Annotated in this window: 9 protein-coding genes; all 9 read left to right on the top strand. The window is 41.3% G+C overall.

The genetic code is table 11. The features are described from left to right. Window positions 1-69 precede the first annotated feature (69 nt). The 9 genes from ACULLH_RS04140 to ACULLH_RS04100 all read left to right on the top strand — a co-directional run bounded on the left by ACULLH_RS04140 (window position 70) and on the right by ACULLH_RS04100 (window position 18,031). Window positions 70-2,316: a GH92 family glycosyl hydrolase gene (locus ACULLH_RS04140; RefSeq protein ID WP_454087463.1), complete on the top strand. Its 2,247-nt coding sequence runs from the start codon at window positions 70-72 to the stop codon at window positions 2,314-2,316. A gap of 19 nt (window positions 2,317-2,335) precedes the next feature. Continuing rightward, entirely contained in the window at window positions 2,336-4,213 is a 1,878-nt protein-coding gene (locus ACULLH_RS04135; protein WP_454087462.1) for a sodium:solute symporter family protein, read from the top strand. Window positions 4,214-4,240: 27 nt separating this feature from the next. Further along, the gene (locus ACULLH_RS04130) at window positions 4,241-5,230 is read left to right on the top strand and encodes a glycoside hydrolase family 130 protein (RefSeq protein WP_454087461.1); all 990 of its coding nucleotides are present in this window, start codon (window positions 4,241-4,243) and stop codon (window positions 5,228-5,230) included. A 9-nt stretch (window positions 5,231-5,239) separates the two neighbouring features. Further along, window positions 5,240-6,331: a carbohydrate-binding family 9-like protein gene (locus tag ACULLH_RS04125; RefSeq protein ID WP_454087460.1), complete on the top strand. Its 1,092-nt coding sequence runs from the start codon at window positions 5,240-5,242 to the stop codon at window positions 6,329-6,331. A gap of 72 nt (window positions 6,332-6,403) precedes the next feature. Then, window positions 6,404-8,653: a GH92 family glycosyl hydrolase gene (locus ACULLH_RS04120; protein WP_454087459.1), complete on the top strand. Its 2,250-nt coding sequence runs from the start codon at window positions 6,404-6,406 to the stop codon at window positions 8,651-8,653. Between the two features lie 4 nt (window positions 8,654-8,657). After that, window positions 8,658-10,997, top strand: a complete 2,340-nt coding sequence (locus ACULLH_RS04115; protein ID WP_454087458.1) for a GH92 family glycosyl hydrolase — start codon at window positions 8,658-8,660, stop codon at window positions 10,995-10,997. A 13-nt stretch (window positions 10,998-11,010) separates the two neighbouring features. Continuing rightward, window positions 11,011-12,438 (top strand): alpha-L-fucosidase, encoded by a 1,428-nt coding sequence (locus ACULLH_RS04110; protein ID WP_454087457.1) that lies wholly within the window; start codon window positions 11,011-11,013, stop codon window positions 12,436-12,438. Beyond that, the gene (locus tag ACULLH_RS04105; protein WP_454087456.1) at window positions 12,435-14,666 is read left to right on the top strand and encodes a GH92 family glycosyl hydrolase; all 2,232 of its coding nucleotides are present in this window, start codon (window positions 12,435-12,437) and stop codon (window positions 14,664-14,666) included. The genes ACULLH_RS04110 and ACULLH_RS04105 overlap by 4 nt, the downstream gene beginning before the upstream one ends. Before the next feature lie 236 nt (window positions 14,667-14,902). Beyond that, the gene (locus ACULLH_RS04100) at window positions 14,903-18,031 is read left to right on the top strand and encodes a SusC/RagA family TonB-linked outer membrane protein (protein ID WP_454087455.1); all 3,129 of its coding nucleotides are present in this window, start codon (window positions 14,903-14,905) and stop codon (window positions 18,029-18,031) included. Window positions 18,032-18,036: the final 5 nt, after the last annotated feature.

Raw genomic sequence — 18,036 nt, 5'->3', positions numbered from 1 at the left:
ACTTAGCTAATTCAATTAACCCAAGTACTTTTTGTGAAAAAGTATAAAAAATATCATTACTGAAGGCTGATGGACAAATTCCTGTACATTCCAGTGTTGTTGTTATTGTTTGTAGGCTCTTCGTGCGAACAAAAAAAAACAAGTGATTTTTCCGAAAGTTTAACATCCTATGTGGATCCATTTATTGGTACTGGAGGCCATGGGCACACTTTTCCAGGCCCGACTGCCCCTTTTGGCATGGTACAACCCAGCCCGGACAATGGTACCGGAGGATGGGATTGGTGTTCAGGATACCATATTACAGATTCCATTATATCAGGCTTTGGGCAACTACATTTAAGTGGAACGGGAATTGGGGATTTGGCCGACATTTTACTTATGCCCACAAATAAATCAGTTGATATAACACGATTTGGAACTCCTAAAGACAGTCTTCCGTATACCTCGAGTTTCTCGCATACATCAGAAATCGCCTCTCCCGGCTATTATAAGGTAGATTTGGATGACGCCAATATTAAGGTCGAGCTGACAGCAAATTCATACGTTGCTTTCCACAAATACACCTACCAGACCGAAGGTTCTCCATCCTTTATTCTCGATTTGGGATATGCGGTTAACTGGGACAGACCAACCGAAAGTTCAATCCATATGGAAAGTGACACGCTTTTAACTGGATATCGATACAGCACAGGATGGGCCAAAAACCAAAAAGTATTCTTCGCAATAGAATCTTCTGAACCTATAGTAAATTCAGTTTTTGGTTCAAATGGAACTGTTTTGGACGACGCAAATGAAGTGTCTGCAACAAAAACAGGTGGACAATTCTTTTTTGACCCCAACGCTTCAAAGGAGGTCGAATTGAAAATTACCGTTTCCTCCGTAAGCATCGCCAATGCAAAACAAAATTTGATGCGGCACGGAAACTCCTCTTCTTTTGATACCGCGCAAAAAAGTGCATCGGAACAATGGGAAAGCTTGCTTTCCAAAATCAAAGTGGAATCCCCACAAGATTCCTTAAAAACCATTTTCTATACGGCACTTTATCATACCCAAATTGCCCCGGTGCTTTTTAGTGATGACAATGGGGAGTTTAGATTACAAAACGACAGTATTGTGAAGGCTGAGGGTTGGCAGGCATACTCCACACTCTCGTTGTGGGACACCTTCCGAGCAGAAAACCCCTTATTGAACATCCTTCAACCTGAAAAAGTTAATAGCATAGTTCAATCCATGCTCACCTATTATGAAGAGCAAGGTCGACTTCCGGTATGGACACTTTATGCCAATGAAACCAACACAATGACCGGTAATCATGGGGTTTCCATGATTGCAGAAGCATTTATAAAAGGAATTCGAAATTATGATGTGGACAAGGCCTACGAAGCTGTTCGCAATACCATGATGGGTGATATCCGTGGATTGGAGCCCTATAAAAAATATGGATTCATTCCTTACACCGAACAGGATGAATCGGTGACCATTAGTCTTGAGTTTGCCTATAATGATTGGTGTGTTGCCCAAATGGCCAAAGCTTTGGGAAAAGAGGATGATTATGCCTATTTCTTGGAACGGTCTTCCGCATTTAAGCGCCTCTTCGACGCTGAAACAGGTTTTATGAGAGGGCGTTCCGCGGATGAAAAAAGCTGGAACGAACCCTTTGACCCAAAATACTCCAACCACAGGGAACATACCGATTATACCGAAGGGAATGCATGGCAGCATAGCTGGTTTGTACTTCATGATGTTCCAAGTTTTATCGAATTGCATGGAGGAGATGAATCCTTTACAAAAAAATTAGAGCAACTTTTTACGGAAACTTCGGAGATTTCAGGCGATAATATATCGGTTGATATTTCAGGTTTGGTCGGGCAATATGCCCATGGTAACGAACCCAGCCATCATATCTCCTACCTGTTTAACAAGGCAAAAAAACCATGGAGAACCCAATATTGGGTAAGGGAAATTTTAAGTTCCCAATACAGTACACAGCCGGATGGTTTAAGCGGTAACGAAGATTGCGGACAAATGTCGGCTTGGTACGTTTTTAGTTCCTTGGGCTTTTACCCAATGAATCCTGCTTCAGGTCAGTACGAATTGGGCAGTCCTTTATTTAACAAGGCAACCATAGCTGTTTCAGAGCAGAAGAACTTTGTGGTTTCAGCAGAAAATACTTCATCAATCAACAAATACATTCAATCAGTAAAACTAAATGGAAAGTTATTGCAACGAACCCATATCACCCATGATGAAATTATGGCTGGGGGTACGTTGGAATTTGAAATGGGCGCAGACCCGAATAAAAATTGGGGCCTCTAGCTAAGGCCGGTACGAACATATGGATGTAATAGACATTTCAATTATAGTAATCTATGTATTGCTAACGCTTTTTATCGGAATTTGGGTTTCCAAAAAGGCTTCCAAAGGCCTGGAATCCTATTTCTTGGGCGGAAATAATATCAAATGGTATTACCTAGGACTTAGTAATGGGTCGGGAATGTTCGATATCTCCGGTACTGCTTGGATGGTCGGAATCCTTTTTCTATATGGCGTAAAGAGTTTTATGTTCATGTGGCTTTGGCCTGTTTGGAACCAAATTTTTGTTATGATGTTCTTGGCCGTCTGGATTAGGCGTTCCAACATTATGACCGGTTCTGAATGGATTCTTACCCGCTTTGGGGATGGAAAAGCAGGCAGGGCTTCACACAGTATCGTTGCCATATTCGCCATTGTATCCGTTGTTGGATTTATTGCCTATTTCTTTGAAGGTATTGGTAAGTTTTTGACCATCATATTACCTTGGGACATTCCATTGGAAATTGGCGATATGCTCTTGCTCACTTCCGAACAATCATATGCCCTTATCATAATCTTCCTTACCACAATTTATACCATTAAAGGAGGAATGTTCTCTGTTGTGGCAACAGAGGTCCTGCAATACATTATCATGGTCATCGCGGGAATTCTGGTGGCAGGATACACCTTTTTTGCTATTTCCGATGTTGAGATTAACTCCATAATATCCCAAGAATGGCGAAGCATTTTCTTTGGAAATGAATTGGGAATGATCTGGAGCGACAAATTCCAAGCGTTCAATGATCTAATTGATTCCGAGGGTTATAAAATGTTTGGGGCCTTTATAGGAATGACCCTGTTCAAAGGTTTCTTTGCGAGTATCGCCGGACCGGTTCCGAGTTATGATTTCCAACGGATCCTTTCAACCAGGACAGTAAAAGAGGCGGCCTACATGAGTGGTTTCACCAACCTTGTGCTCTATATTCCACGATATTTATTGATTGCCGGGATTGTTGTTATAGCCTTGGTTGTGTTGGCTCCCAGCATGAGTGCGAATCCTGAACTTGTAGGTGGTGATCTAGAGGTGATTCTTCCTAAAGTGATCAACTTTCACGTACCGGTGGGCATCAAAGGTCTGTTGTTGGCCGGATTGTTGGCTGCTTTTATGTCTACCTTTTCCGCCTTTGTAAATTCAGGGCCAGCCTACATTGTGAATGATATCTATAAAAAATATATCAAACCCGAAGCTTCCAATAAACATTATATCAAGGCCAGTCATATTGCTTCCTTTTTTGTGGTAGGATTAGGGGTTTGCATGGGCTTCTTTGCAGAATCCATAAACTCGCTCACCTTATGGATCACCAGTGCACTTTATGGCGGGTACGTTGCGGCCAACTTTCTAAAATGGGTGTGGTGGCGATTTAACGGCTGGGGTTATTTCTGGGGCATGGTGGCCGGGTTGGTTATTGCCACACTTCAATTTATCCTTGACCAGAACAAAGCACACATCATGGAAGGGGATTTGTTGTACAACATTGCCCACATGCATGCCATTTACCTATTTCCGATAATATTTGGATTCTCGCTTTTGGGATCATACCTCGGCACTTATTTTACCAAACCAACTGACATTTCAGTCCTAAAATCATTTTACAAAGAGGTAAAGCCTTGGGGATTATGGAAACCTGTCGTCAACCAATTAAAATCGGAAGACTCCAGCTTTGAAAAGAATAATGATTTTTGGAAGGACATGATGAATTGTGTTGTCGGTATCATCTGGCAATCCAGTATGATTTTATTGCCCATTTATTTGGTGATCAGGGATTACCCAAAAACCATTGTCGCATTGATAATATTTATAATAACTTCTATAATTTTAAAGTACACTTGGTTGAACAAGGTTCAAAAAATACCGAATTAAGTTTCCCAACCACTGTTTAATTAAACAATGAGCAATCAGATTTCAACAAAAATAGCAGCTATTCCATGGCAGGACAGACCTGCCGGCACCAATGATATTGTTTGGAGGCATTCCGAAAATCCAATTATCCAAAGAGATGCCATTCCAACCTCCAATAGTGTTTTCAACAGTGCGGTGGTCCCCTTTGGAGATGGTTATGCCGGAGTTTTCCGATGCGATAACAAAGCGGTGCAAATGAATATTTTTGCTGGCTTTAGCAAAGATGGTGTCAATTGGGATATCGACCATAATCCTATTGACTTTGAGGCTGGAAATACCCAAATGATCGATTCTGATTACAAATACGATCCCCGTGTTACTTTCTTGGAAGATCGGTATTGGATAACATGGTGCAACGGATATCATGGCCCTACCATTGGTATTGGGTATACTTTTGATTTTAAGGAGTTTTTTCAGTGCGAAAATGCATTTCTTCCCTTCAATCGAAATGGGGTACTTTTTCCAGAAAAAATCAACGGTAAATATGCCATGCTGAGCAGGCCCAGTGATAATGGGCATACCCCTTTTGGAGATATCTACATCAGCTACAGCCCAGATATGAAATATTGGGGTGAGCACAGATGTGTAATGAAAGCTTCGCCTTTTGAAGACAGTGCTTGGCAATGTACCAAAATTGGTGCAGGATCAGTTCCCATCTTGGTAGATGAAGGGTGGCTAATGATTTATCATGGGGTAATCAATACGTGCAATGGCTTTAGATATTCGATGGGAGCGGCCATTCTGGACAAGGATAACCCTGATCAGGTAAAGTATAGAACACAACCCTACCTCCTATCGCCCCAAACCTCCTATGAATGTGTGGGCGATGTTCCCAACGTGGTTTTCCCATGTGCCACGCTGCACTCGATTGAAGAGGATAAGATTGCCATATACTACGGGGCTGCTGATACGGTGGTTGGACTTGCTTTCGGGCACATCTCCGAGGTGGTACAGTTTACAAAGGAAAATAGTTTATAAAATGAAAAAATGGATGATGTGGGGAAACATAAAAAACTGATTAGCCTTGTTCTCTTTTTGGTTTATGTCGGTTGCATTTTGTTATGCGCCCAAGAAAAACCAAGAAGCTATGTAGCCTATAAGGCCATTGATTCCATTGTTATTGATGGAAAAGCAAATGAGTCCTCCTGGGCAAATGCTCCCTGGTCCGATTTGTTTATTGATATCGAAGGGCAAAAAAAGCCGACCTACGATACCCAAATGAAAATGCTTTGGGACGAAAACAATGTCTATTTCTTCGCCAAGTTGGAAGAACCACATGTATGGGGAGATATTACCGAACACGATGCAGTAATTTTCCATAACAATGATTTTGAAATTTTTCTGGACCCGGAGGCAGATGTGCATGGATATTACGAATTGGAATGGAATGTTCTAAACACTGTTTGGGACCAATATTTGACCGCTCCCTATCGAGCTGGCAATGAAACCATAAATGGATGGGAAGCATTGGGAATGAAGTCAGCGGTTTCAGTGCAAGGCACGCTGAACGACCCTTTAGATGTTGATCAAGGATGGACAATTGAAATAGCCATCCCATTCAGGGATCTGCGCACTGGATATTATGACAATAACAGCCCGAAAAACCAATTTTGGAGAGTTGGATTTTCTAGGGTCAACTGGGATTTTGATGTTTCCGATGGAAAATATTCAAGAAAGAAAAATCCACAAACTGACGAACTGCTTCATGAATACAATTGGGTATGGTCTCCGCAATATGTGATAAACATGCATGAACCTGAACATTGGGGCTATGTTTACTTCTCTGAAAATGAAGTGGGAAGTCCCCTATTTGATTTTGAGATTCCAAAGGATGAGCACATCAAATGGTATCTCTACAAATTATATCGGGATTTGATTCAAGAAAAAAACATGGATGCCAATTGGAAAAAGGATTCAGATGGAGTTCATATTGGTGTTCCAAAAGAGATTTTTGGAAAATCTATTACACCCACACTCGAAAAATACACCAAAGGATTTGTTCTTTGGACAAAAAGTCCGTTTACCAACAAGCTTTTGACCGTAACCAAAGAAGGTAAGTTCGAAAGCTATGAAAACTAGTCGTCTCACCCCTTTTATATATCAATGGGTATTGTGAACTAATCAAATAACACGATTGTAGGTAGATTAAAAATGAAGTTTGATTTCGCATATATAGGATTATTGATTTTGGTCTTAGGTTGTTCCCCTCAACCCCAGAAAATTGATGCTGTTGAATCCCTAACTGATTTTGTAAATCCATTTATTGGCACCGATGGGCCCGGAAACACCTATCCTGGTGCAACTACTCCTTTCGGAATGGTGCAGTTGAGTCCGGATATTGGTATTCCAGGCTGGGATCGTATTGCCGGATATTATTATCAAGATTCCATTATCACAGGCTTCTCGCACACACACCTTACCGGTACCGGTGCAGGTGATCTATATGACATTTTGGTGATGCCGACCAACAGTCGGTTTTCCGATAGTATCTCCGAGAACAATTACAAACCCTATTCAAAGTTTGACCATGGGAAGGAAGGTGCTTCACCAGGATATTATTGGGTAGATCTGTTGGATTACGGAATCAAAGCGGAAATGACCACGACCAGTCGTGTAGGCGTCCATAGATATACATTCCCAAAAGATAAAAACACTCAAATCCATGTAGATTTGGGTTATTCCCTCAACTGGGATAAACCAACGGATACTTTCATCAAAGTGGTCAACGATACCACTTTGCAAGGTTATCGCATGTCTACGGGCTGGGCCAGAAACCAGCGGCTATTCTTTCAAATGGAGTTCTCAAAACCATTCATTTCGAACGAGATCATCTTAAACTCCGAAGGCAATTTTTCAAAAATCATCTTGGATTACAATACAGCAGAAGATGAACAACTAGTGATCAAGACCGGTTTGTCTTCCGTAAGTTCTGAAGCTGCCGGCAAAGCTATTAAAGTTGAAGCGCAAGGAGATTTTGACCTCATCAAGAAAAACACCCAAAATATCTGGCAAAAGGAGCTTGAAAAAATCAAGATAACATCCCAAGATATCAACAAGAAGACCATTTTTTATACGATGCTCTATCAATCCATGCTGGCCCCTACTTTGTACAGTGATAGCAACAATGAATATAAAGCAGCCAACGATTCTCATGGAAAACTTAGAGCCGGAACTGATTCCATTGCCAAAGCAATTGGTTACAATCGTTATGATACTTTTTCACTTTGGGACACCTTCAGGGCCGCCCATCCGTTGTACACTTTGATCCAACCGGAAAAAGTGCCCGACATGGTAAAATCACTGCTGGCACATTACAAGGAAACGGGAATTCTTCCCGTATGGTCAATGCAAGGGAGCGAGACCTACATGATGATCGGCTATCATGCTGTTCCAGTCATAGTGGATGCCTATTTTAAAGGATTCGATTTTGATGCAGAACTCGCCTATAAGGCTTGCAAGGAAAGTGCCATGGTCAATGACCGTCAAATTGACATTTACAAAAAGAGAGGATATATTCCAGTGGATGAGGGTCATGAAAATTGGTCTGTTTCCAAAACCATGGAATATGCTTATGACGATTGGTGCATAGCTATGTTCGCTAAGGAATTGGGCAAAACAGATGATTATCAATACTTTTTGCAACGTTCAGAAAACTGGAAAAACCTATACAATTCCAAGAGGTCATGGTTACAGCCCAAAGATCCTGACGGCAACTTTATTGAACCCTTTATTCCAAAGGAATACACCCCCTATTTCTGTGAAAGTAATGCCTGGCATTACTACTGGTTCGTTCCTCAGGATGTAGAAGGCCTTATCCACGAAACTGGAGGAAAAGAGCGTTTTATACAAAAATTGGACTCCATGTTCAGCTATGCTCCAAGTGCGGAAGACAAGCTCCCCTTGTTCAGTACAGGAATGATTGGCCAATATGCACATGGAAATGAACCCAGTCACCACGTGGCCTATTTGTACAATTATGTCGACCAACCTTCCAAAGCGCAAAAGTTGGTTGGCAATATTCTGGAAAATCAATATAAAAATGAACCTAATGGGCATTGCGGCAATGAGGATTGTGGACAAATGTCTTCGTGGTACATTTTGAGTTCTTTGGGGTTCTATCCGGTGAATCCCGCGCAGGGTGTTTATGACATTGGACTTCCACAATTTGAAAAAGCCGAAGTACAAGTTGGAAATGACAAGACATTTACTATACAGAAGAAGGGCAACAACGAAGCTACTTTTGTTGCAGCGGTATATCTGAATGGAAAAAAATTGGAAAGAAGTTTCATAACCCATAAAGAGATTATGGCTGGAGGGACGTTGGTTTTTGAAATGACCCCAAGTCCTGAACAAGCTGATAAAAACATCACAAAATCACCTGAGACCGATAAAATCTATTAATACAATGGAAGCAATACGAACATATAACTTGAGAAAGCATTTCTTGGTTTTGGCAACAATTTCAGTTTTGCTTTCCTGTCAAAAAACAAAGAATAAGGATGTTGCAACTACAGAAGATCAAGAAGAAAGCTCCTTGCTTCAATATGTAAATCCGCTCATGGGTACCGATTCCGATTTCAGTTTGTCCAACGGCAATACTTATCCAGCAATAGCGACACCATGGGGCATGAATTTTTGGACTCCCATGACTTCAAAAATGGGGGATGGCTGGACTTATAAGTACGATGAGAAAACCATCCGTGGAATCAAACAGACCCATCAACCCAGTCCATGGATCAACGACTATGCGGCATTTTCATTAATGGCTGTGACCGGAGATTTAAAATATAAAGAAGATGAGCGTGCTTCGCACTTTTCGCACAAGGCTGAAACCGTAAAACCCGACTACTATGGTGTTTATTTGGCCGATTATGATGTGGTTGCCGAAGTGACGCCTACCGAACGCGCTGCCCACTTTCGGTTTACCTTTCCGGAAACTGACAATGCCTACATCATACTTGATGCTTTCTTCAAAGGTTCGATGGTCAAGGTTTTACCGGATGAACGAAAAATAATTGGCTATTGCAGAAACAATAGCGGAGGTGTTCCGGAAAATTTCCATAATTATTTCGTTGCCGAGTTCGATAAGGATTTTGAACTTACCCATACCTGGGGCGACAACTGGGAGCTACAAAAAAATTCTTTCGAAAATAAGGGAGAACATGTTGGAGCCATCATAGGCTTTAAAACCAAAAGGGGTGAAAAAGTAAATGTAAAGGTGGCTTCTTCCTTCATTAGTCCCGAACAGGCTCAATTAAATTTGGACAGGGAGCTTGGAACCCAAAGTTTTGAGGAAACAAGTGCCAAAGCAACAGCCGCATGGGAAAGAGAACTAGGCAGAATTAGAGTACGCACAAAAAACATAGATCATCTACGTACATTTTATTCCTGTTTGTACCGTGTATTACTCTTTCCAAGAAAATTTTATGAGTACAATGCTGACAATGAAATTGTGCACTATAGTCCATATAATGGACAAGTTTTACCGGGTTATATGTTTACGGACAATGGCTTTTGGGACACTTTCCGTGCAGTATTTCCTTTTTTCAATATGATGTATCCCGAATTGAACGGTCATATCATGGAAGGGTTGGTGAATACCTACAATGAATCCGGCTGGTTGCCAGAATGGGCCAGCCCAGGTCACCGCGATTGTATGATTGGTTCCAATTCCGCCCCTATTATTGCAGATGCGCACCTAATGGGCGTGGAAGGCTTTGATAAGGAGACTCTGTTGCAAGCCATGCTCAAAAATGCTACAGTTCCTGATGGGAGACCCGTAAATAGCGTTGGCCGCGCCGGTTTGGATTACTACAACGAGCTGGGCTATGTTCCTTACGATGTTGGTATTCATGAAAATGCTGCCAGAACCTTGGAATATGCCTATGCTGATTTTACCATAGCCCAAATGGCCAAATCATTGGGTAATGACGAACTGGCAAACAGCTATTATGAAAAGTCCCTTAACTACAAAAAGCTATTCGACCCCACCACAAAGCTGATGAGAGGGAAAAACAAAAACGGGGAATTTCAATCACCTTTCAACCCATTAAAATGGGGCGACGCGTTCACCGAAGGCAATAGCCTCCACTATACATGGTCCGTTTTTCATGACGTGCAAGGGCTTATTGATTTAATGGGAGGCGACAACGAGTTTGTTGGTATGTTGGATGGCGTTTTCAATATGCCTCCCGATTTTGATGATTCGTATTACGGTTTTACCATACATGAAATCAGGGAAATGCAGATAATGAACATGGGTAACTATGCCCATGGCAACCAACCCATTCAGCATATGATCTATCTGTACAATTATGCAAAACAGCCTTGGAAGGCCCAAACCAAGGTAAGAGAGGTTTTGACAAAACTCTATACTCCTGCTCCTGACGGTTACTGCGGTGACGAAGACAATGGACAAACCTCGGCTTGGTATGTGTTCAGCTCTTTGGGATTCTATCCTGTTGCCCCAGCCACCAACCAATATGTAATCGGCAGCCCGCTGTTCGACAAAGCTGTGTTGCATCTTGAAAATGGAAACACCTTTACGATTTCAGCGGATGGCAATGGCAAAAGAAATCCGTTTATCCAAAATGCCCGTTTAAACGGGAAATCGTTCAACAATACATGGATTTCCACGGAGACCGTTCAAAATGGGGGCGACCTAGAATTTACTTTGGGTCCGGAGCCAAACAAAAGCTGGGGTATTTCAGACGCTTCAGCTCCTTATTCATTATCCAATCATTAAGAATTACGAAAAAATGAAAAAATCAATTATCGCATTATGTATTCTTTTTGGATTAGGAATCAATGCTCAAACCAACAACAATAAAGTGGATCACCGTTTGGATTGGTTCAAGGAAGCTAAACTTGGGATCTTCATTCATTGGGGTTATTATGGTGTAAATGGCATTACTGAATCTTGGTCACTTTATCATAAAAAAATAACCTATGAAGATTATATGAAGCAGGGGAAAAAGTTCACCGCGGCTAACTATAATCCTGAGGATTGGGCCGAACTTTTTAAAAAAATTGGAGCTCGATATGTAGTAATGACCTCCAAACATCATGACGGTGTAGCCTTATGGGATACAGAATTAAGTCATTTAAACGTTGTGGATAAAACTCCCGCTAAAAGAGACCTCATTACCCCATACGTGAATGCACTCAGAAATAAAGGGTTGAAAGTAGGACTTTATTATTCGCTTTGTGATTGGTCCCACCCAGATTACAAGGTTGTTTTTCCGAGACCAAATACCAAAAGAGACTATCCCCAAAAAGGCCAAAAACAAATGGACCCTTGGGAGCGCTTTGTTCTATTTTATCAGGGGCAACTAAAAGAATTAAGTTCACAATTCAACCCAGATCTTTATTGGTTTGATGGTGATTGGGAAAAATCAGCTGAGCAATGGCGCTCCAAAGGCTTAAAAGATTCGTTGCTTTCATGGAATCCCAACCTTATTGTGAATTCAAGGTTGAACCAGTACGGTGATTATAGAACCCCAGAGCAAGGAATTCCAGTTGTTCGTCCAGATGGTCCATGGGAATTTTGCATGACCATGAACGACAATTGGGGATACTATCCCTCAGATAAAAACTACAAGCCCATTTCGCAGATAATAAGAACTTTTGTTGAGGTGATTTCCAGTGGCGGAAACTTATTGTTGAATATTGGACCAAAACCTGATGGCACCATAGCAAAGGAACAATTACAACGTTTGGAAAGTTTGGGGACCTGGGTCAATAAGCATCATGATGCCGTTTTCAAAACTACAGCCGGTTTACCATATGGACATTTCTACGGGCCGTCATTGATATCGAAAGACAAAAGGAAGATTTATCTATGCCTTCTCGATAATCCAAAAAATTATATTTCGTTAAAAGGACTCCAAAGCAAAGTAAAATCGATAAAAGTGCTGGGAACCAACGAAGAATTGTCCTTCGAAAGAAATGGAGGAGCTTCCTGGAAAAACATTCCAGGAATTCTGCGAATTTCCATTCCCAAAGAAAAGAACCTGGACAAATATGTAACTGTACTTGAAGTTTCTTTGGAAAATAATCTTGAATTATACCGTGGCCAAGGTCATGTTTTCCAAATGAAAAAAGAAATAATCTCCGAATCTGACAATTTGGTATTATTAGGCCATGGACCAAATTCTGAACAAAAGCCAACAAATTTCAACAAATGAGCATAAACCTAAAACTTCCGTTGATATTTCTTGGCGCCATCTTGTTATGTAATGCCCAGGTAGAACCCAGCCAATATGTAAATCCATTTATCGGCACTTCCAATTTTGGAACCACTAATCCCGGTCCCATAGCGGTAAGAGGAATGGCGAACGTCTCTCCTTTCAATGTAGTAGGGCCACAGAATCTACCTTTCGAGAAAGATAGTCGATGGTGGTCCACGCCTTATACTTCGGACAACAGCTTTTTAACGGGCTTTAGCCATGTCAATCTAAGTGGTGTTGGTTGCCCCGAATTGGGGGTTATTTTGGCCATGCCCACCACTGGAGACATCATCACGAATCATGTTGAATATGGGTCTACCTATTCTGACGAGGTTGCCAAAGTGGGTTATTATTCCAATAAGCTGGATAAATACAATATCAAAGTAGAAGCCACAGCCAGCACACGAACAGGAGTCAGCAAATATTCATTTCCCAAAGGGAAAGCCAACATTTTATTGAATCTTGGGCTTGGGCTGACCAATGAACAAGGCGCACAGATAAAAGTCGTTTCCCCAACTGAGATCGAAGGCATACGCAGTGTTGGCTCGTTCTGTTATTATAAGCCAGAAGAGGCCTATCCTGTATATTTTGTCGCCCAGTTTTCCGAACCTGCTGTCGAATTTGGCGCTTGGAAAAAACCAACAACATACAAAGGCGAAGAGGCCCAGTGGATGGGTTACAATGGAAATACCCGATTGATGAAAGGATACACCAAAGAGGTTGTTGGGGATAGCATTGGCGCTTATATGAGGTACGACTTTAAACAACCCACCCAAATAGAAATGAAGGTTGGCGTTTCTTATGTCAGCATCGAAAACGCAAGGGAAAACCTAAAAAGAGAAACAGCAGAAAAAACATTTGACCAGATTCTCGAAGCTACCCAAAAGGAATGGAACGAGCATTTGTCCAGAATTGAGGTCGAAGGCGGTTCTCAAGATGACAGAACCATTTTCTATACAGCTTTATACCATACTTTGATTCATCCAAGTACCCTGAATGACGTCAATGGGGAATATCCAAAAATGCGAACTCGAGAAACCTTAAGGACCGATGGAACCCGTTACACCGTCTTTTCCCTTTGGGATACCTATAGAAATTTACATCAATTGATGAGCTTGGTCTACCCAGAACAACAATCCAATATGGTTAAAAGCATGCTGCAGATTTATGACGAATCCGGGTGGCTACCCAAATGGGAACTGAATGCTACAGAGACCACCACCATGGTTGGAGATCCAGCGGGAATTGTTATCGCGGATACCTACTTAAAAGGAATTCAGGATTTTGATATAGAAAAAGCTTATGAAGCCATGGTGAAGAGCGCTGACCAGCTGATTGAAAATCCATTACGTCCGGGAATCAACGATTATATCACAAAAGGTTATTTGACCACTAAGACCACAAATAGCGGTTCTGTATCCACCACGCAAGAGTACAATATATCAGATTTTGCTATTGCCCAATTGGCCAAAGTGCTAAATAAGAAAGAAGATTATAAACGTTTTTCCAAGCGTTCCATTTCTTATCGCAGTCTGTTTGACAAAGAATTCAACCTGCTACGTCCTAAAAATGATGATGGCAGCTGGTTGACCCCCTATAACCCTGAAACTGGTGCAAACTTTATAAAGAACCTAGGGTTTATTGAAGGAAATGCATGGCAATATACTTTTATGGTATCACATGACGTGAAAGGGCTTATTAAATTGATGGGGGGGTCTAAACCTTTTGTGAACAAGCTGCAAGAAGTGTTTGACAAAAAACAGTTTGATATGGCCAATGAACCTGACATAGGCTACCCTTATTTGTTCAATTATGTCAAAGGTGAGGAATGGCGTACTCAGAAAACGGTTTCAGAATTGCTTTCAACCTATTTTAAAAATGCCCCTGACGGACTTCCAGGAAATGACGACACCGGAACAATGAGTGCTTGGGCCGTTTTCTCCATGATGGGAATCTATCCTATAAGTCCAGCCGATACGGTTTATGCGATAACGGTTCCAAAATTCGACAAGATTACCATTCGTTTAAATCCAAAATACTACAACAATACTTCAGTTCAAATAACGAAGGAAGGAACTCAAGGTAAAAATCTGGATATCCAATTGGACGGAAAAAAAATAAATACGCATTTTATTGCACACCGGAAACTGACCAATTCAAGTCGTTTACATTTTGTTTTGGAATAAAACCGATTATAAAGGGCATTCATCCAAATTGTCTTAAGCCTTGATTTTCTGTGAAATGGGCGCTGTATCCTTCCAAAACCCTAAATTTCAAACGTTATAGTTTCAATGTCCTTTAGCTTTTCAGTTTCGTCATTAGTCGAAATTATTTCCTATATCCTGAAGGAATTCAAATTTTTATATATCAAACATTTTAAGCTAACTTTTAGCTTAATTAACAATAACCTAACTCTAACAGTATGATCAAAAGACTTCATTACTTTTTAATGATTGTGTCGTTGCTATGCCTACAAGGCATATCGGCACAAGGGAAAACCGTTTCAGGAACGGTTACTGACGCGAATACCGGAGGTCCGCTTCCAGGTATTAATGTCGTCGAAAAAGGTACTTCAAATGGTACCTCGACGGATTTCGACGGAAATTACACTATCAACGTGGCAGGTGATTCGGCCATATTGGTATTTTCGGCCCTTGGCTACACCACAAGAGAGGTGACAGTTGGCGGGCAATCCGTTGTTAACACAACTTTGGAGGAAAGCACAGAAGCTTTGGATGAAGTAGTTGTAACTGCACTAGGTATTAGCAGGGAGAAAAAATCCTTGGGATATGCGGTAACTGAAGTAGGGGGCGATGCAGTTTCCTTGGCAAAAGAACCCAATGTGGTGAATTCCTTGGCAGGCAAGGTAGCTGGGGTCGTAGTATCACAAGGTACCTCGGGGCCAGGTAGTGGATCCCGTGTGGTAATCAGGGGGAACAACTCCATTACAGGAAATAACCAGCCACTGTATGTGGTGGATGGAGTTCCAATTGACAATACCGCTTTGGGGGCTCCAGGTGGTTCAGGTCAATTTAATATTAGCAATCTAGGTGACGGGGTTTCTGACCTTAACCCTGATGATATCGAATCCATTTCTGTATTGAAAGGTCCAAACGCAGCTGCACTTTATGGATCAAGAGCCAGTAACGGGGTAATTATTATTACTACCAAGAAAGGTACCCTTAACCAAGGTATAGGTGTCTCTTTTACTTCTAATGCTTTATTTGACGACCCTTTGGTATTACCAGAATACCAGAACGAGTATGGTAGAGGTACCGATGGCAACTTCCCTCAAATAAACCCAGACGACCCTTTAGCAACACAAGTGAATACCGTTGCAGGTGCCGGATCTTGGGGGCCAAGATTTGATGGGTCGCAACAATTGGCCTATAACGGTCAGCAAAGAGCTTATGTTGCTCAACCAGACAATGTCAAAAACTTCTTTGAAACCGGGACTAGTTTTATCAATACCGTGGCATTTAGCGGTGGTAATGAAAACACCTCTGTTCGTTTCTCATATACCAATTCGGATATCGAATCCATTCTTCCAAATTCAGGGATTGATAGGGACAACTTTAATTTAAGGGCCTTTTCCAATTTGTCTGATAAGTTGACTTTAGATGCCAGGATTACTTATTTTAAGCAAACCGCTAGAAACAGACCAAATCAAGGTACTGAAGGTGTTGCTGCTTACCTATGGCCTTTGGCAAGAAATGTAAGACTTTCTGACCTTCAAGTTTTCCAAGATATTGAGAATCCTATAAACCCAAATGATATTTACAGGGTTATAGCTCCTACTTCCTCAGGTGGAAATCCTTATTGGATTTTAAATCACGATTCCAACATAGATCGTAGAAGTAGGGTTACAGGTTTTGCAAAATTGCAATATGAGTTTACTGATTGGTTGTCGGCTTTTGTTCGTGTAGGTACGGATGACATTACCCAAGATACCGAAAGTGTTACTAGAGTGGGTCATCATTTCTTTGGTAGCGGTAGACTCAGCTTCGGTAAAAACGATAGAACAGAGACCAACTATGATTTCTTGTTTATGTTTAACAAGAATTTGAGTGACAAGTTTAATTTAACAGCCAATGCTGGCGCCAATGCACTTCGTTTTACAACAATCAGCTCCAATACTCGTGGAGAAAACTTTAAAATTCCAGGAAGACCTATATTGGCCAATACAGAAGAACTATTTGCAGACCAAGGCCAGAGAGTACAGAAAAGCATTAACTCTATATACGGATCCGCTTCCTTGGCCTATGACAATACAATTTATTTAGATTTAACTGCCAGAAACGATTGGTCTTCGGCCTTAGCTGCCGGTAACCGGTCTTATTTTTATAGCTCTGCAAGTTTAGCAGTGTTATTGAACGAGGCGTTTGATTTAGGAAGTTCGATTGATTTGTTAAAAGTGAGAGGTAGTATTGCCACTGTGGGTAACGATACAGACCCACAACAGTTGGTAAACACTTTTAGAATAGCGGCAAATGGTTTCTTGGACAATGTGGTTGTAAGCAGGCAAAATACTCTTTTTAGCGAAAGCCTTCGTCCAGAAGAGGTTACTTCTACAGAATTTGGTGCTGAGTTCAGGGCATATGGAAATCGTCTTTATGCGGATCTTTCTTATTACAACATTGAGTCCACAGATTTGATATTTGATGTGCCATTAGGAGCCGGTGCTGGATTTGACAATTTCAGAACCAATGTAGGGGAAATCACCAATAAAGGTTTTGAAATATTAGTGGGAGGAGTCCCTGTACAAACAAATAATTTCTCATGGGATACTTCCATAAACTTGGCTCGAAACAAAAATGAATTGGTGAGTTTGGTGGAAGGTCAAGATCTTTTCAATTTTAGTTCAGACAATACCAACACCGTAGCTGTAGTGGGGAGAGCGGGTGAAGGTTTTGGCGATATAGAGACCACGACTTGGCTTCGTAACGATCAAGGGCAATTAATTGTTACCTCCGAAGGTCGCCCGCAGGCTACCTCCGAGCGTGAAAAGTTTGGAAATTATCAACCAGATTTAGCTGGTGGATTTACAAATACCTTCCGCTATAAGGATTTTACTTTAAATACATTGATTGACTTTAGAATTGGAGGGGAAGTTTATTCTTTTACGGATGCTGCCCTCGATGCTTCCGGAGTTTCCGAAAGGTCTTTGCAATTCCGCGAATCTGGTATTTTGGTAGAAGGTGTTGTGGACGATGGTAACGGTAACTTTACTCCTAATACAACCACAATTAGTGCTCAAGACTATTGGGGTGCTGTAAGTGGTATAGGTTCAGAGTATGTTTTTGACCAGACCAATTTTAGATTGCGTGAAGTAAGCTTGAGTTATTCATTCCCAAGTAATCTACTGAAAAACACCTTTGTACGAAGTGCCACGTTAAGTGCAGTTGGAAGAAATTTATTATTTTTATACAAAAAGGCCGATAACTTTGACCCTGAATCAAGTTACTCTACCTCAAACTTTGCTCAAGGAGTATTGTTTTATGCCCTTCCTACCACAAGAAGTCTAGGACTTAGCCTTAATGTTAATTTTTAAAAAAT

The sequence above is a fragment of the Flagellimonas sp. 2504JD4-2 genome (assembly GCF_053642935.1).
This window is presented reverse-complemented; position numbering and strand designations above follow the sequence as displayed.